Source organism: Methanosarcina spelaei (assembly GCF_002287235.1).
GTDB classification, from domain to species: Archaea; Halobacteriota; Methanosarcinia; order Methanosarcinales; family Methanosarcinaceae; genus Methanosarcina; species Methanosarcina spelaei.
In genome coordinates, this window is sequence record NZ_LMVP01000022.1 from 1 (window position 1) to 15,552 (window position 15,552).

Genomic DNA, 15,552 nt, shown 5'->3' on the forward strand with positions numbered 1-15,552 from the left:
CTCCTGACAGAGGGCTTATGAAGCAAAAGCCAACTAAGGCAAAAGAAGGGCTGGTTTCCAGAAAGATGCTTACAGCAAGTCTTGGATTGGGAACTCTGATTGCAATCCAGTCTCTGTGGGTCCTTTATGAAGCTATGAATAATGGGGTACCTCTCCCAAAGATCCAGACTCTGATTTTTACCCTGGTAGTTATTTCCCTGATGTTCAACGCCTTTAACTGGCGTTCTGAGAGGTACTCGGTCTTCTCTCTGGGAATCTTTACCAACAAGTCCCTTATTTATGCAGTATTAAGCACTGTACTTCTGCAGCTTGTTGCAATTTACGTGCCTATTATGCAGATCGCCTTTCAGACTGTTCCCCTTTCGCTTTCAGACTGGGCAATGATAATTCCGCTGGCTTCAACCACACTTATAGCCATGGAGTTTGTGAAGTATCTGGAATGGAGGGTCCACAGGTAAAATCAAAGAGCAAAAACCAGTAAAACTAATAAACAGGGTTTGCTTTTAAGCATATCCTATTTATCGGCATGAAAGTCCGTGAGAAGAATTATTCTCACAGACTCTTCCCTTCCTTTTTTCTCATAATTGCCATTATTCCACTAATTATTTTTATCCTTTCGTCAATCGAGAACATTTCAGTCTCAACAATATCTGAATTCTGATTGCAGCACTTTGAAAGATTTCTCTGTCCAGAATCTCTTATCTGAACAGCTTTTTTCCGAACATTTTAAGAAAGCATTTCCATAATCTGATCAATGTTTTTACCTGAAACGATTATTGAAAGAATATATTATTCAACTTACTTTCCGCAGATGTCCTTATAATTTTCACAATTTTTTCCGTTATCGTTTTTCTGGTAGCTGCATATGACGTGAGAAGAAAATATTTTTAAAATATCTACAATTTTCGACATTTTTACCTTCAGTGAAAACTTTCAGCTGGATTTTCCAAAACTTCAGTTGAGATAATAACAGGAAATTTTTGGGAAATTCTTCAAAACTGATAGCAGGAAAATTGTTGTTTTTTGAGAACATCTGCGGAAAGACAGATTAAATGCAACTTATGCGATGAATTCTGAATCTATTTTATCTGTTTTTTTGTAAACGCCTTCATCCTGAGTTCCCAAATTTTAAGCGCATACGCTTAATTCTGCAAACATATAAAGTCAGTAGATTGTGGTTTTGAAATTGGAACTTATAATTTATGTGCGTAAGCTTAAGCGCATACTCCGATATCAGGAGACGTTTATGCGCCTAAAAATGCGGAACTTAGGCTTCATATCTCGAGAATTTCCAACTATAACAGGCAGATGATCAATCATTGATCCTATCCCAACAGTTAATTTACTCTGAGCTGATCCCAAAACTCAAAATTGCTTCTCAGGATATCATATTCTGGATTATCAACAGAGCTTCTGATCCTGAAAAATCAAAGTTGCGCTGGCGCACCCCGCTGCAAGCAACGGGGTATGTTCGCGCCACCGCTCAAAATTCCGTTAAAGGAAATAATAACCCTAAACAATTTAGTGTGAGCAGAAGTTAGTAATCGAAAATGGAATTGAGAAATTTTATTATTATCAACGGTTACCGGGGAAGTTTCCATCCCCGCAGCAAGCTAGCGGGGTATTCGACTGAAATAATTCTGAAACTTTTACCAATATGGGAATAAAACTGGTTTTGGGGTGAGCTCATATATTTTTCAGATATCTTACCATTAAGAAACAGCTTATTTCAATGAAATTAAAATTTTATTGTCTTAAAACTATTTATACTAAAAATCCGAAAACCAAAAAATAATAAAAAGTCCCTAAAAGTTACAGCAGGTAACAATACTTCTCTGATAGACTCTCAGAGTCCTTGTTCGTCAGTTCCGGCCTCAATGTTCAGTGTTTTCAGGTAGAGGCGCATAATTTTCAGCCTTTCCTCAGCAATCTTTTTTGCAGTATCGGTATTCAACTTTTCAGGAATTGTGAAAGGTTTGTACTGCATATATTCGTTAAAGCCTTCAATAGGGTCTTCAATGTACACGGTTCTTTTTGAACTCCCCTTATCCATCCCTGTTGTGTGCTTTAACATCCTGAGAGCTCCCATGGAAAGAACAGCCCTGAAGATCCCTACTGCTCCAAGGGCATCAAGCCGATCGGCGTCCTGTAAAATTCGGGCTTCGAGAGTTTCCGGACTTTCCCCTGCGCTGAAGCGGTGCACTCGGATACAACCAGTAACAGCTTCAATAACCTCTTTTCCGAGTCCTGATTTTGAAAGGAACTCTGACGCGATGTCGGCACTATATATGGCATGATCTCCGCCTTCTTCATGCTCCTTAATAACGCCTACATCATGGAGGAGGGCTGCAAGCTGAAGTACGAACGGATCCCCCCCTTCTTCTTTCTGGATTTTCAGGCAAAGAGCTTCTACTCGATTTATATGGGACATATCGTGGGAACTGGGCTCACCTTCAAGAAAGATAGCTACGAATTCCCTTGTTTTTTCTATCAAATCCATATTCAGTGTTCCAGTTCAAAGGTAGTTATAAACTACCTTATTTTTCTCGGACAATATTCAGTGTCCCAATTCAAAGGTAGCTACAAATTCCCTCGTTTTTTTCTCAGACAATATTCAGTATTCCAGTTCAACAGTCATAGTTTTAAGATATTCCTGGATTTCGGAAATGGCCTCGGAAAGAGCTCTTTTGTTATCATAAGTTGTAATTAATTTTACTAGTTCTTCTTTTCTCTCTTTTTTCAGTTCAACTCCGAGCTTGATCATATTTTCGAGTGCCCGGGTAAGATTGTCAACTATCGAGATTGTAGCCATCCTTGAAGTCCGTGAAAGAGGATTGAGGTCAATGGTTATAACAGTCTTTCCCATTTCTACAAGTTTCTCACACCGGTCTCCGTCTTCCAGTGGAACAAGCACCACATCTGCGGAATAGATCCCCCGGCTTTCTACCAGCCGCCTGGCGTGAGAGAGCTCAAGGCTTACATCCGGGTTTTTCCCGAGCACTTCAGAAGCTCCGTTGGCTCTGAGTTGTTCTATTATAAGATGAACCCTTGTTTCGGTTCTGTGAAAGAGATTGACTTCAAGTTTTGCCCCTGTAACATCTGCAAGAGCAACGACTTTTTCAGGAGCCAGGGCTGCGACATTGCCGTTTACGGAGATCACGGGGTTCTTTGCCAGAAGCAGTGCAGCAACTGCTGCTCTTTCAGCATACAGGGCAGATTTGGTGCTTCGTTCGCCTATAAGGTAATCAAAGCTTTCGCCTCTTCCCTGAGAAATTAGTCCCTGAATACTAGTAATTCCCATTTTTACCCCGGCTGTAACCTTTTCACGGGCTATCAGGGACTCATACCTCGGGTGGTCTTTGGGTATCTCGGTCATATTGGTCGCTTACCTTTTTTAATTTACTTACCTTTTTTAATTTACTTTCCTTTTTTAATTTACTTTCCTTTTTTAATTTACTTACCTTTTTTAATATACTTACCTTTTTTAATTTACTTTCCTTTTTAAGCTATAGGGAGATTAGCTACGTAGCAATTTTCTACAAGTACTTTTTTCTTTCATTGATCCGTTCAAAAAATTTTATTTCCTGAATTCATTCATTCATTCATTCATCAGCCTCGGCACACAGGTGCTTATGCCGTATTCCAATACCTCTCCGAATTCCTGGAGGGCTTCGTAGAGACGGAACTGCTGGGAGTAAGGGGCAATTGCAAAGACCGTATCCCCGAGCATAGCCTGGGAAGCAAGCCCACCATTTGCGTTTGCAGCTTCGATCACATCTTTTGCCTTACTGCTCATAAGACCGGTTTTACTGGCAAAAGTTTTTGCCTGATACATGAAGTTCTCAAGAGTGGGTTTTTTAAGAAGCTCGGACATGGCTTCTTTTCCTGCGCTATTAATTTTTAAGGCTGCAACTTCATCCCTCAGGACTGAACCGGTAGAAATTTCGCCAAGCACAATACAAAAAACCCTGGCTTCGGGAGCCGGAATCCTATCCACAAGCCCGTACTCGGGCCCGCCTGGCTGCAGTCTGATCACTACTCCACCGCTGGACTGAGCAGCAATATCTCCAAGTCCGCTGCAATTGACAACTTCAGCCACGTGGGCATATTCAGTCAGGCTTTTTACGGTCTGGGCCAGGGAAAGCGCATTGTTCAGGGCATAGGCTGTCCCGAGAGCTCCTGCACCTGAAGCTCCAAACCCGCATCCGATCGGGATTTCTGCCCAACTTTTTATTTTTACAGGCACTTCGGTCATCATCTCTGCGACCGTTCGAGTAGTTCTGCCTTTAACTCTTTTTCCATTAAGGAAAATTTCGGTTTCTTCTACAGATTTACCGATCTTTACTTCGGTGGTCACGCCCCCATTCAGGACGATTCCGCAGCCTGTAGAACCCTTACGATGAGGGTTTTCACGCTCATGGATCTGGAAAAAACCTGTTATGTGTCCCGGAGCATAGGCCTTTGCCTGAATGTCTGCTCCTTCACTCTCATATGTATACATAGAAAACGCCTTTTTGCTACTTCAATCATTTTTTCAAAGTTCGTTCGTGTTTTTGCAGGATAATTTGCAAAATGCTTTAGGATTTTTGTGAAATACTCTGGGATACTTTACAGCAGATTTTTTACTTTAACAGATCGGCTACCTCTTCAAGGATAAAGGCCGCAAGTTTGCGTTTGTTCCCACTTACGTACCTTAGTTCGTTTTTTTCCCGTCCAAGCAGGTACAGTTCATTCTCCTCAGTGCCCATTCCACCTTTTGCGACGTCATTTGCTGCAATCAGATCCAGTTTTGACGTTTGAAGGGTTGAGGCTGCCCTTCTGAGAAGTTCGTCTTTTTCAATCCCGGTTTCAGCCTTGAAACCTATAATCATGAGGTCAGGATACTTTTGACGGCATTCTTTAATCAGCTTGCGAGTCGGTTTCAGTCTCAGTATAAGTTCTCCTCCAGATTTTATCTTATCGGGAGAAGGCTCGGTTGTGTAATCTGCAATTGCTGCCGAACTAATAAGGACATCGTGCCCTTTCTCAAGTTCCGAGAGCACGGCATCGGTCATTTCGTCGGCGCTCTCTGCAAAGATCTCCCTGATCCCTGCAAACCCAAGTCGGTCCCTATGAACCAGGGTTACATTAGCTCCATTGCGGTAAGCTTCAAGGGCAAGTTCCCTACCGGTTTTACCCGAGGCTCGGTTCGTGAGAATTCTGATAGGATCCAGGCTTTCGGCAGTAGAGCCACTCGTAATAATTATCTTTCGGTTTTCAAGGTTTTTGCTTCCGAGAGCTCTTTCTACCTCAAGCACGATTTCTTCATTTGCCGCAATTTTTGCGACACCTTCTTCAAGCCTGGGGCCCACAACAGAGATTCCCCAGCTTTTCAATTTTACCAGATTTTCAGATACAGCAGGGTGCCTGAACATTGATTCATGCATTGCAGGAACAACCATCACAGGCACACCAGAGCCAAGGGCAGTTGTTACAAACGATGTAACAGGAGTGTCATCTATTCCGTATGCGATTTTTCCTATGGTGTTTGCGGTTGCAGGAGCTATAAGGAGAAGGTCGGCTCTGCCCTTAAGCCCGCAGAACTCCACATGCTCAACCCTGCCTCCAAGTTCGGTAATTGTTGGATTTCCCGTAGCATAGTGCAGGGCATCAGGGTGCAGGATATGTGTAGCAGCCTCTGTCATAACAGCATGGACTTCAGCCCCGTTTCTTATCAGCTCTCTGGCAAGCTCAACTACCCTGACTGCTCCAATACTTCCCGTAACGCCAAGAACTATTGTTTTTCCTGCAAGGGAATAGCTCTTTTGCCCCTGGATCCAGAGTGTGGGATGGAACCTTTCGGCTCTGGACCTGAGGGCCTTTTGCTTTTCTTCGTTATCCATTTCATCTACTCAATCCGGTACCTTTGACCGGGGCTTTCCTGATTAGGACCCTTCTGCCTGTCTGGGTTTAAAAGTATTTCAATTGGGTTCTCAATGGGATTCTCATTCAGGCAGTGGAGTGATCTATAAGGCATAAGCTTGACAATAATCTCTTAAATCAGCTTGCTTTTCAGAAAATGCTCCTAAAAGCAAAGTGACATTCAATACGATATTATTAAAACTTTCGAAATAATAGGGATTAAAATTGATAAGGAAACTTTATCGAAAGTTTTATTTTATTAATTCGGTATCTAAGTCAAAAATAACAGAGTGAGAGGGAGACAAATCAACGACAAAAAAATAAAAAAAGAAGACACTGAAGTTCCGAAAAAGGGCTTAAGCACATTTCTAGGGAAGATTTCAGGAAAAGAGCAACTCGAGCTTGAAATCGACAGGCTTAACTCGTATGTCATTAAACTGGAAATCGATTTACGGAGTTCAAGAAACCAGCTTGAAAAGAAAGAGATCCTTGCAAGGCAGGCAGTTTCTGACAGGCAGGAAGCTGAGATTCTTTTAAACCAGGAACGTATTCGAACCCGAACTCTTTCCCACGAACTCGAAACAATTCGGGCTGAGTCCCAGGGTAAACTGAAATTTCGCGGAACTGAAACCCTAAGCCTGCAAGCTATTCAGGCTTACTTATCCAAACTCAAGTCCTTCCATGACCCTACAGGAAGCCTGCTGACCGTTTACCTGCCTCAGGGCACTCGACTCTCAGGAGTGATAGGTGAAAAGGTTTTTGAGCGCGTTGAAGAAGAAACCCGCACCCTTCTTGACAGGCTTGAACCTGAGACCGGCCTTGTACTTTTTTATGACCTTCACCGTATGGTCTGCGAAGCTATAGCCCCTCCTTTTCCGATTACTTCTCCAGCCTGGCAGCTTGGGCACAATTTTGAGGTCTCTTTGCTTGAAGAGAGCTTAAGCAGGGACTACCGCATGCTTGTCCTTATCCTGCATGCAGGGGAGTCATTCATAGGTTTTGCTCCAGATGCGCAGGTTTTCGATACCGAGGAGCTTATCCGCAGCAGCGTGAAGGAAAAACACAGTAAGGGAGGCTTTAGCCAGCGCCGCTTCGAACGCCTGAGGGAAGAGGATATCGCGCACCACATGGATAAAGTCCTCGAGGCCCTGGATAAGGTTCTTGAAGAAAATAAGTTTATTGACTACGTTATTCTGAGCGGGGATTTTCAGCTAATTGGGGAAATCCGGAAGCGTTTGCCCCTTAACCTTGAGGTAATCGAAAAGCCGTCTGACATCAGGGTCGAAAAAACAGGCGGTGAAGAGATTCTCAGGACGGTTTTAAGCTCAAGACGGTATTTATTGTGAGCACAGAGGATTTTTCATTGAAATTCCAAATAGCTAACAAATATCGATAATGTGCAGATGAATTTGCCTATTCCAGTTTTGGTGGCAAAAAGGAAAATAAAACTTAATTACGGTGTAGCTGGTTCTGCTTCTTCAGAAATTACCGTAAAATCAGTTTTGTGGGATGCAACAACAGGGACTGAAAAAAATTCAAAGGAAATATTCCATTGGTCTTCTAGTGCCTTACCATATTATAATTCAAAAGATGAAAGCTATAGTACTACACAAAATGTATATCTTGAAGCCGGACATTCTTATATTCAATATCTTGTAGTAAAAACAAGCGCTTCAGCTGTAGGCACTGGTGAAGGAGCAGCAGATGCATTGACCGTCAGAGACCTTGCTAGTTAGTTACAGTTCTGCGGATATACAAGAATTGATTCTGTTAAGATCGATTTTCAATGAACAGTAATACAAGATAACCGCTAAATATCTACAATTCATTTGTATCCGGTTAAAGATCCTGTTAACGTTAAAATGACTACTGAAATCATCTATACATCTCGATTTACATTTCTAGGTTTACAGAAGCGGCAACAAAAATAACACATTTCTTATAGATCGTACCTTAACCGAATACAAATGATCTACAATTTAGTAAAATCAGCTACAAGTGTTTGATTTCAATGAACAAAAGAATACTATGCAGTGTATTTGGATTTCTGGGAGGTTTGCTGCTGGCTTCCTCCCTTATTTTTATGTATGTAACTCTGTATTATATAAATAGACTAGAAAATCGACTCAGTACCAAAATCTAGTGATGAATGTAAAACTCAAAATCACTAGATTTTATAAATGGTCACCATCCATGTAATACAACTTAGTGATTCAAGTCTTTAGATAGCGAATATCGATTTTGATAAAAACTGGATTCTTCTTGCTAATTAAGACTTTCTATCAAAAATGCAAAAATCACTGGATTTTGGAACAGAGTCAGAAAATCTGTTTTCTCATGACTCTCTTCTTTTTTATATGTCATGTTTTGTCGTATTATCTGTAGCTGGTTTTTTTTCAGGGATCAAATACTCTCAAAAAAAACCAACTCGAAATATATGGCTAATTGCATATATTTTATTATATGTTAATCCTACTTTTTGGGAAATCCTGAGGAATGAAAATAGTAAAGAACTAGTGATTATAGCATTCTTTTTTATTTTCGCTGTCATATATGCTGAGTTGTCTGATTATGTTTGGAAAATTTGGATGAAATATGTTAGTTTACGATTCACAGGAGCGGCTACCTCATAGTACTTTTCTCATGAGGCGTAGCTTCTTTAGAGGTCCATACTCGCGTATATTAATACATGCGTATAAGCGCATGCGCACATATTATAGAAAACAAACAAAGCTGAAAAGGGTTAATTAGATGTTTAAACAGCTATTGGTTTATAAAAATCGAATAGCGCTATTTTTGGACTTCTTTGCAGGCTCATAGTTGATTTCGTACAACATATTAGAATGAAGATATTTTTGAATGGCGGGTTTGTAAAGAGTTGCTACTTACGTAAAAAGAGAGGAACTGTCGAGAAGAATGAGTCTTGAAATTTCATCCTTGACTTCTAAAATCCCTGAAGTTTTGAAGTCTTAAAAATTTTCACATTAAATTTTAGAATCGTGTTAAAATTTTAGAATAGATGTTAAACAATTAACGCGTATCGTTTTAATAAAAGAATTATTCACTTTTTATTGATGCTGTGGGATTTACTTGGGACAATCTGCCAAATAAAATACTTATGGTCAATCATCAAATTATCAGAGATATAGAAGTAACATCGAACTTTGGGTTCGATATATGTTACATATGTATTTTATAGGCTCAAAATTAATTTGAAGATCGAATTGTTAGAGAATCTGGACACAAAACTTATAAAGAACCAATAAAAAGGAGTTTATGGAGTTCAAAAGTATTTCCAGTACCACCAGAACTCCATAAATATGCCCTAAGAGACAGTGATTATGTTAGCTGTGCGAATATTTAAATTTACCTGATTCTGCCTCCTGGGTGCTAAACAGAGGTAAAAATAATGACAATGAGTAAAACTAGAGTAGACGCATTAATTACAGCAATACTCCTTGCGAGTATTGCTTTTGTACCGTCTGCAATGGCACAGGATTTGAGTTATTAAACTATACTAAAGAGTTCATGTAATATACTAAATCTACAAAATAATTTTACCGGAGAGAAGAAAGGCCAAACTATACTCTAGCATTAATTTAAAATTCTTATAGTATTTCAGTGCAGCCAGTTTTTCTACATAAGGTGGCTGTTTCAATTCTTCTGCAATATGAAAAGGTACTATAAGTTCAAACGGTTTTTCCTTCTTTTACTCTTTCAGATATGGAATCAGCATATCCTTCGGTTACTACAGAGGATATTCCGTATATATGCTCTGCTTCTTTAATCATTTTTAGCTGATTGTTGTAGACATTAAGGATCTTCGTACCTTTATCATTGAGGACTTCATACTCATAAAGGCATCCGATCTCTTTTAACAGGGGACCGGGAATTCCTTCAAGGTAATGCCTGGTCCAGAAATGCTTGAAATTGTTAATCGTCCCAACTGCTGCAAAAGAGTCAGCCACTCCTGAAGCCACAACTTTTCCTGTTGGCGTCAGGCAATACTCACGTTCTTTCATTTCTATCAGATGGTCTGCTTCCTGTTTCCTGAGCTTTGGAATTATAGCCTGGGACGTACTTCCGGTAATCTCACGCAGCTGAGAAAGCTTTCTGCTGCTTTCGTTCAATGATAAAAGTACCTCTGTTAGAAGTCTTGACCTGTATATTGCCTGGACATTATCTTTCATTTCGTTGTATATTTCAAAGCTATTCATTTCCGTCGCCGCATCTACAGATTTTTTTCTTCATTTCTTATTGAATTCTTCTAAATACAATATATTCTTTTATCTTCTGTTGGGCGTGTAAGTTGGTATCATTTTTGCTAATTTTATTGCTAGTGAAAAGAAGAACATTCAGATTATTTGCTAAAAGTGGGGTCGAATTTCTGGCGTCTATTGGAGCTCTGAAACTTCATTATTTCAATAAAAAAGCCAATCGAATTAATGAATGTTAATCAGAGCAATGAAAATTCATCAACGTAATAAATGTATAGGAGAAGATTCGTAGACATTTTTGAATGTGGAGTTCAAACAAACCTTCCACAGTAAATTCGAACTCTACATACCCTGAGGCAAGAAAGTGATAGCATTATGATATTTAAGGCTACCTGATCTTGCCTCTGGAGTAAAGAAGAGAGGCAAAAAGAATGAAAAACTTGAAAACAAAGATGGTTTTTGCTATAATGCTAATGTTGGTGGCATTTGCACCAATGGTAAGCGCCCAGACAGAAACATTGTCTGATAGCTCGGGTGTCAAACAAGTTACTTTAACACTGGATCAAAAAGATGGGATTCTGATAATTCCCACAGATGATATAAAGATCATTGACTTGAGCACAACAAACACTACTAGAAAATCAGCGACAGCTTATCTGTCAGGCACTATCGATAAGAACAATTTTGTTGTTCTTGAAGGTGTAATCACACTTGATGGAGAAGAGGAGAAGGTTCAATTATCCGTGAAGCAACTCAGGTGTTTATAGGATGGAATGTACCAGATGGAGCTAAACCTATTTACTCCAAAGTGGACAACATAACAATGACCCGCTACGAAGGCGCAACAGAAATGTACGCGATACATGTCGATCTCCAAGATAAAAATGGAAAATACGACCTACATGGAGAATTCTATGACGATGGAAACGGATGTGTTGTTGGGAAAGTTATAAGAAATGGGATTGAATGTGAAATCGGTCTCTTGGGATCATCTATCAGTATGTATGAAAATGTTAGTCCAACTGCAACAGCCAAAAGTAGTGAATTCCTGACTGTTCCTCAAAGAAGTCAATGGGAAATATATACATACCAAGATGACTACGATGCTGCAAGTCAAGCCTGTGGCGAAACGTGCGCTGCAATGCTCGAAGAATACTGGTCAGGCGACCATCCATCGATATGGAGTATCTGGGTTTATAACGGTTATGATCCAATGAATGCTAATGAAGCGCAAGATTATCTGGATGACAAAGGAGTATATTTAACTAAAGGTCTGAAAACTGGATCATTTCTTTACACAACCGGTCAAATTGAAAGTATGATCGATAACGGAAGGCCATTCTTTCTTACAGAAAATAGCAGATGGGGTACATGTCATGCGGTAGTTCTTAGAGGATATGACGAAGACCTCATGATGGATCCATACTTCAGATTAAACGATCCAAACACTTGGACTGGTACAAATACAATGTATTGGTATGATACAGATGATCCTAACTTCAACTATGAAGAAAATGTCTATGAGTACACAGGGTCAACTGATACCTCATCAACTGGATATTCCTATTTGGGATAAAAGGACTAAATGAAGTTTAAAGTGAGCCATTTTAGCTCATTTCTTATTTTTTTCTATACAAGTATGCGCGGTTATAGTATGGAACTCAAAAATATATCTGCTATCTTGTTAATTATTTTTATAATCAACTGTGCATCTGCTACTACAATTACAGTGGACGTAAATAATGGGAGTAATAGTAATTTTTCTTCAATACAGGAAGCAATAAACTTTGCACAGGAAAATGACTCAATTCTGATTTCTAAAGGAAATTATTCAGAAACTCTCACTATCGATAAACAATTAAAAATTAGTTCTATTTCTCGCAACCCGGAAGACGTAATCATCAACCCAAAAATCTCGTCCCAACCAATAGTCCACGTTACATCAGACAATGTTGAAATAACCGACTTGACAATCCTTGGAAGTAATAACGAAAATCAAACATCAGGAGTTTTTCTAGATCACGTCAGTAACTCTCTCATTCAAAATAATATCATTTCAAGCGTTCAAGACGGCCTTGTTCTAGGAGCTTCCTCTGAAAATAGCATTAAAAATAACACTATAATCTCTAACAATTTTCATGGAGTATATCTGATTAACTCAATGAATAATGATTTGAGAAACAATCTCGTCATTGGCAATAAACGTGGACTTTATTTGGATCAGTCTAATCGAAATACTTTAGCTGACAACAATGCCAGTAGCAATGAAAAATATGGTATTGCTCTTCTGGACTCAAATACCAATAACTTAAAAAATAACCAATTTTACACGAACAAATACGGTCTTTGTCTAACCGACTCTCACGAAAATGTAATAATAGACAACGTTGCCAGTGACAACAAAGAATCCGGCTTTCTTTTATTTTTGGAATCCAGTTATAACAATGTAGAAGGCAACCTCCTCATAGAGAACGAAAACTCTGGCATGTATCTAGCTTCTTGTTCAAACAATACTCTAAGTAGAAACAGTTTATCTAACAATACCAATGGGATCTCAATCGATGTCGCCAATGATAACCTCATTATAAATAATAATTTTAGTTCTAATAAAAAGTATGGTCTGTTCTATCCACACCCAGGTAGCAATAATACTATAAAAGATAACATTTTTTTGAATAATAAAAAAGGGAATGATAATCTATCCTCTACACCAATTTACATCATACTTATTCTTCTAACAGGAACAGGTCTTGCATGTTATTTAAAGAGAAAATCTTTGATGAAAAAAGCCCTTATAGGCTTAAGCGTTTTAACAGCAATATTTTTGATTGCAATTATTGCCTGGTACTTCCCGTTTGAAGCAAATATTCCTGCAAATAATGTAGAGATCACTAACTTTAGTTGGCACAATTCCTCTGTAATTAATGAAACGTACACACAGGTTACTTTATCAATGGACATTAATTACAAGTATAAAGAAGCTTATTGCCATACTTTTGATGAAAATTCAGAAATTGATATAATCCCAATTAAAGTCCGTTTATCCTTAAATTCATATGGAACAGATACGTCTCTTACACTACTTTCTGAAGAAAATATTAATTTAACATTCCAAAAATCACTCAAATATGAAACCACTCTCGATTTAAAAAATAACGTGGATTACAACTTAGTGGCAATACCCATGTTCAAAGAAGAGTTTGATTATCCTTTTCCATACGGAGAATCAAGATGGGACGACCTTGGAGGGAATTCAACTGATATTAACTTAAGAGGCTGAGAGGGTTATCGAGTATATATGAAGAGCTAAAACTCCTCATCTTTTTGTGGTGGAGGTATGAGCAAGATCAATAGGGAAATCACTGTTTTCATTATCTTTTTATTCCCGTAACGATTGCTGGACTATTTGTTGTTTATAAGGAATATACAATCAATTATTAGTTCCCTCTTAACTTCTTCATTCAGAGAAGGCTTGCAATTCCTTCCTTTCATTAATACCGTAATTTACAGTTATCCCCACTAAAAATACAGCTAAAAAACAGTACTTTTGGACAGAACTCCTCGTATATCTGTGTAAATCCTCCATAGAGTATGCTTTCTCCTCCAATTTAAACACATCTTCAATGATTGACCTTACAGATCTGAGTTCTTTCCATTTGCTTATCAGCTCTTTAAATTTTGCAATTATCTCTTTGTAGAATTTGATTTTCTGGACACAAGTATAATTCTAGATTGTAAAAAGGAAATTGGAAATATGCTAAAAAAGAACATTTCGAGTTTGGTTGTAAGTATATGCCTTGTGTTAGTTATTATTATTTTAAGCTATTTTTTGTGGCATAGCTCTCTAATAGAAGCTAATAGTGAAATTACAAATTCCTTTTTCATAAATAATTGGGGTAATACAAGTCATGAAGTTACTGTGGAATTATTTAATACCCAAAACGTTTCTGTATTTAATGAATCATACATTTCAGTACCGAGGGAGACTATAAGAAGCCAATTCCCAATTACACCGGTGCCAGGAGTAGAAATTAAAGTCACATTAGATAACAATATCACCAAGACCCTAATTGTTTCAAAGGATTTATTAGGCTTAACACTATCCATCGACATAGATATGATGCCTAATGACCCACTAATCCTGAGTCCTGCTCTTTCATGATTTAGGAAAAAAGAAGGGCTAATCCCGTCATTTTAATGCCGCTATCAATATTCTCAGACTGGGATTACAGTCTGTAGCGAAAGCTTAGATGCCCGCGACTTCAGTCGTGGGAGTAGTCACCGTTGTATAAAGTTGATACTTTTTTATTGTTTAGTTTATTTGAGTGCGTTTTTTCGCGTGTAGAATACGCTTTTATTGCCATTTCAGATTCTTATATCAAGTTCTATAACAAACATATAAATCGGAAAGATAATATAAAAACACTAATTGAGCTCATCCCAAAACCAATTGTCAACGCCGATTTAATTTTCCCCACATTGGTCGGTTTAAAATTCCTCACCTTTTGATATAAAGTTTACTCAATTTTTCATGAATTCACTCAAAATCACTGGTACAGATTTCCTGTTTTTATTCCCTGTTTCTTTCTCTCTTTCAGCCTGTAACTTTCTCCTTTGATGTTAATTGTCGTACAATGATGGAGAAGCCTGTCAAGTACAGCAGCCGCTATAACATGGTCCTTGAATATCTCTCCCCATTCTCCATATGACTTATTCGATGTCAAGATCACTGAACTCTTTTCATAACGTCTGGAGATTAGCTGAAATAGGCAGTGAGCTCCTTCCTCATCAAACGGGAGATATCCAATTTCATCAATTATCAACACTTTAAATTTCATCAAGTCCCTGATCTTCTTTTCAAGTATTCCTTCTCTATCTGCTATTTTCAACCTATCAATAAGGTTTCCTGTATTGGTAAAGTAAACCGAAATTCCTGCTTTTGCTGCTTCAATCCCAAGAGCAATTGCAAGATGAGACTTTCCAACTCCAGGAGGACCGAGCAAAACAATATTCTCTGCATTATGAACAAATCTCAACGTTGCAAGGTCTTCTATGACTTTTTTATCAATAGATGACTGAAACTCAAAATCGAATTCTTCAAGCATCTTTTTAACAGGAAAAACTGCACTTTTCATCCTTCTCTCAACTGCAACAGCTTCCCTGTGTTTCTTTTCCTGTTCAAACAGATAATCAAGGACTTCCATTGTTGTCTTGCTGTCCCTTGCAGCAATTTCAAGATAGTTATCAAGAAGCTCTTCAATAGTATTCAGTTTCAAGTACTGCAGATTAGTGTGAAGTCTTTCATAGCTGAAGTTGTTCATTCAAAACCACCTTCACTAAATGTTTCATAGACATCAAGAGACCTCTTTTCAACTTCAGGACCTGAGAACTTCAATGGAATCTGTGAATCCTTCCTGTATTTTGAATTCTCTTT

The 15,552-nt window shown here is 38.5% G+C and carries 13 protein-coding genes and 2 pseudogenes; 7 read left to right on the forward strand and 8 right to left on the reverse strand.

The window, feature by feature from the left end; translation table 11 throughout:
• The coding region (locus ASJ81_RS02025) for a cation transporting ATPase C-terminal domain-containing protein (RefSeq protein ID WP_170943147.1) at positions 1–458 on the forward strand (458 nt) is incomplete at its 5' end.
• Between the two features lie 177 nt (positions 459–635).
• Here the strand turns inward: ASJ81_RS02025 and ASJ81_RS24750 are convergent.
• The 5 genes and pseudogenes from ASJ81_RS24750 to coaBC form a co-directional block, all read right to left on the reverse strand.
• A pseudogene (locus ASJ81_RS24750) lies at positions 636–786 on the reverse strand (IS110 family transposase); the annotation flags it as partial.
• Between the two features lie 1,060 nt (positions 787–1,846).
• A complete protein-coding gene (locus ASJ81_RS02035; protein ID WP_095643022.1) occupies positions 1,847–2,500 on the reverse strand; it encodes an HD domain-containing protein in 654 nt (217 codons plus the stop codon).
• 114 nt (positions 2,501–2,614) lie between these two features.
• Entirely contained in the window at positions 2,615–3,376 is a 762-nt protein-coding gene (locus tag ASJ81_RS02040; RefSeq protein ID WP_095643023.1) for a 4-phosphopantoate--beta-alanine ligase, read from the reverse strand.
• Positions 3,377–3,598: 222 nt separating this feature from the next.
• A complete protein-coding gene (locus tag ASJ81_RS02045; protein ID WP_095643024.1) occupies positions 3,599–4,501 on the reverse strand; it encodes a pantoate kinase in 903 nt (300 codons plus the stop codon).
• A gap of 121 nt (positions 4,502–4,622) precedes the next feature.
• Positions 4,623–5,882 carry a bifunctional phosphopantothenoylcysteine decarboxylase/phosphopantothenate--cysteine ligase CoaBC gene (gene coaBC, locus ASJ81_RS02050; protein ID WP_095643025.1) on the reverse strand — a complete coding sequence of 420 codons (1,260 nt, stop codon included), beginning with the start codon at positions 5,880–5,882 and terminating at the stop codon, positions 4,623–4,625.
• Positions 5,883–6,191: 309 nt separating this feature from the next.
• On the opposite strand from coaBC, the gene ASJ81_RS02055 reads away from it, so the two are divergent.
• Complete coding sequence (locus ASJ81_RS02055) at positions 6,192–7,247, forward strand: Vms1/Ankzf1 family peptidyl-tRNA hydrolase (protein ID WP_245859709.1); 1,056 nt, start codon at positions 6,192–6,194, stop codon at positions 7,245–7,247.
• Positions 7,248–7,310: 63 nt separating this feature from the next.
• A complete protein-coding gene (locus tag ASJ81_RS02060; protein WP_095643026.1) occupies positions 7,311–7,637 on the forward strand; it encodes a hypothetical protein in 327 nt (108 codons plus the stop codon).
• 1,953 nt (positions 7,638–9,590) lie between these two features.
• Here the strand turns inward: ASJ81_RS02060 and ASJ81_RS02070 are convergent.
• The gene (locus ASJ81_RS02070; RefSeq protein ID WP_245859710.1) at positions 9,591–10,118 is read right to left on the reverse strand and encodes a helix-turn-helix transcriptional regulator; all 528 of its coding nucleotides are present in this window, start codon (positions 10,116–10,118) and stop codon (positions 9,591–9,593) included.
• A 494-nt stretch (positions 10,119–10,612) separates the two neighbouring features.
• Here ASJ81_RS02070 and ASJ81_RS02075 point away from each other — a divergent pair, with 494 nt between their 5' ends.
• The 3 genes from ASJ81_RS02075 (at position 10,613) to ASJ81_RS02085 (ending at position 13,398) form a co-directional block, all read left to right on the forward strand.
• Positions 10,613–10,885 (forward strand): hypothetical protein, encoded by a 273-nt coding sequence (locus ASJ81_RS02075; RefSeq protein ID WP_170943148.1) that lies wholly within the window; start codon positions 10,613–10,615, stop codon positions 10,883–10,885.
• Complete coding sequence (locus ASJ81_RS02080; protein ID WP_095643029.1) at positions 10,876–11,694, forward strand: C39 family peptidase; 819 nt, start codon at positions 10,876–10,878, stop codon at positions 11,692–11,694. Before ASJ81_RS02075 ends, ASJ81_RS02080 begins: the two co-directional genes overlap by 10 nt.
• Positions 11,695–11,772: 78 nt before the next feature.
• Positions 11,773–13,398, forward strand: coding sequence for a right-handed parallel beta-helix repeat-containing protein (locus ASJ81_RS02085; protein ID WP_170943149.1), 1,626 nt, complete (start codon positions 11,773–11,775; stop codon positions 13,396–13,398).
• 177 nt (positions 13,399–13,575) lie between these two features.
• Here the strand turns inward: ASJ81_RS02085 and ASJ81_RS02090 are convergent.
• Positions 13,576–13,830, reverse strand: a pseudogene (locus ASJ81_RS02090) (IS5/IS1182 family transposase); the annotation flags it as partial.
• Between the two features lie 42 nt (positions 13,831–13,872).
• Here ASJ81_RS02090 and ASJ81_RS02095 point away from each other — a divergent pair.
• Positions 13,873–14,280 (forward strand): hypothetical protein, encoded by a 408-nt coding sequence (locus tag ASJ81_RS02095; protein ID WP_095643031.1) that lies wholly within the window; start codon positions 13,873–13,875, stop codon positions 14,278–14,280.
• 385 nt (positions 14,281–14,665) lie between these two features.
• Here the strand turns inward: ASJ81_RS02095 and istB are convergent, their stop codons facing one another.
• Positions 14,666–15,439, reverse strand: coding sequence for an IS21-like element helper ATPase IstB (istB, locus tag ASJ81_RS02100; RefSeq protein ID WP_095643032.1), 774 nt, complete (start codon positions 15,437–15,439; stop codon positions 14,666–14,668).
• Between the last annotated feature and the right edge of the window lie 113 nt (positions 15,440–15,552).

Excerpts from the sequence above, each read along its gene's own strand:
- ASJ81_RS02095 (WP_095643031.1), top strand. The coding sequence starts at position 13,873 with ATGCTAAAAAAGAACATTTCGAGTTTGGTTGTAAGTATATGCCTTGTG.
- ASJ81_RS02085 (WP_170943149.1), top strand. The coding sequence starts at position 11,773 with ATGGAACTCAAAAATATATCTGCTATCTTGTTAATTATTTTTATAATC.
- ASJ81_RS02040 (WP_095643023.1), bottom strand. The coding sequence starts at position 3,376 with ATGACCGAGATACCCAAAGACCACCCGAGGTATGAGTCCCTGATAGCC.
- ASJ81_RS02075 (WP_170943148.1), top strand. The coding sequence starts at position 10,613 with ATGGTAAGCGCCCAGACAGAAACATTGTCTGATAGCTCGGGTGTCAAA.
- ASJ81_RS02035 (WP_095643022.1), bottom strand. The coding sequence starts at position 2,500 with ATGGATTTGATAGAAAAAACAAGGGAATTCGTAGCTATCTTTCTTGAA.
- istB (WP_095643032.1), bottom strand. The coding sequence starts at position 15,439 with ATGAACAACTTCAGCTATGAAAGACTTCACACTAATCTGCAGTACTTG.
- coaBC (WP_095643025.1), bottom strand. The coding sequence starts at position 5,882 with ATGGATAACGAAGAAAAGCAAAAGGCCCTCAGGTCCAGAGCCGAAAGG.
- ASJ81_RS02070 (WP_245859710.1), bottom strand. The coding sequence starts at position 10,118 with ATGAATAGCTTTGAAATATACAACGAAATGAAAGATAATGTCCAGGCA.
- ASJ81_RS02045 (WP_095643024.1), bottom strand. The coding sequence starts at position 4,501 with ATGTATACATATGAGAGTGAAGGAGCAGACATTCAGGCAAAGGCCTAT.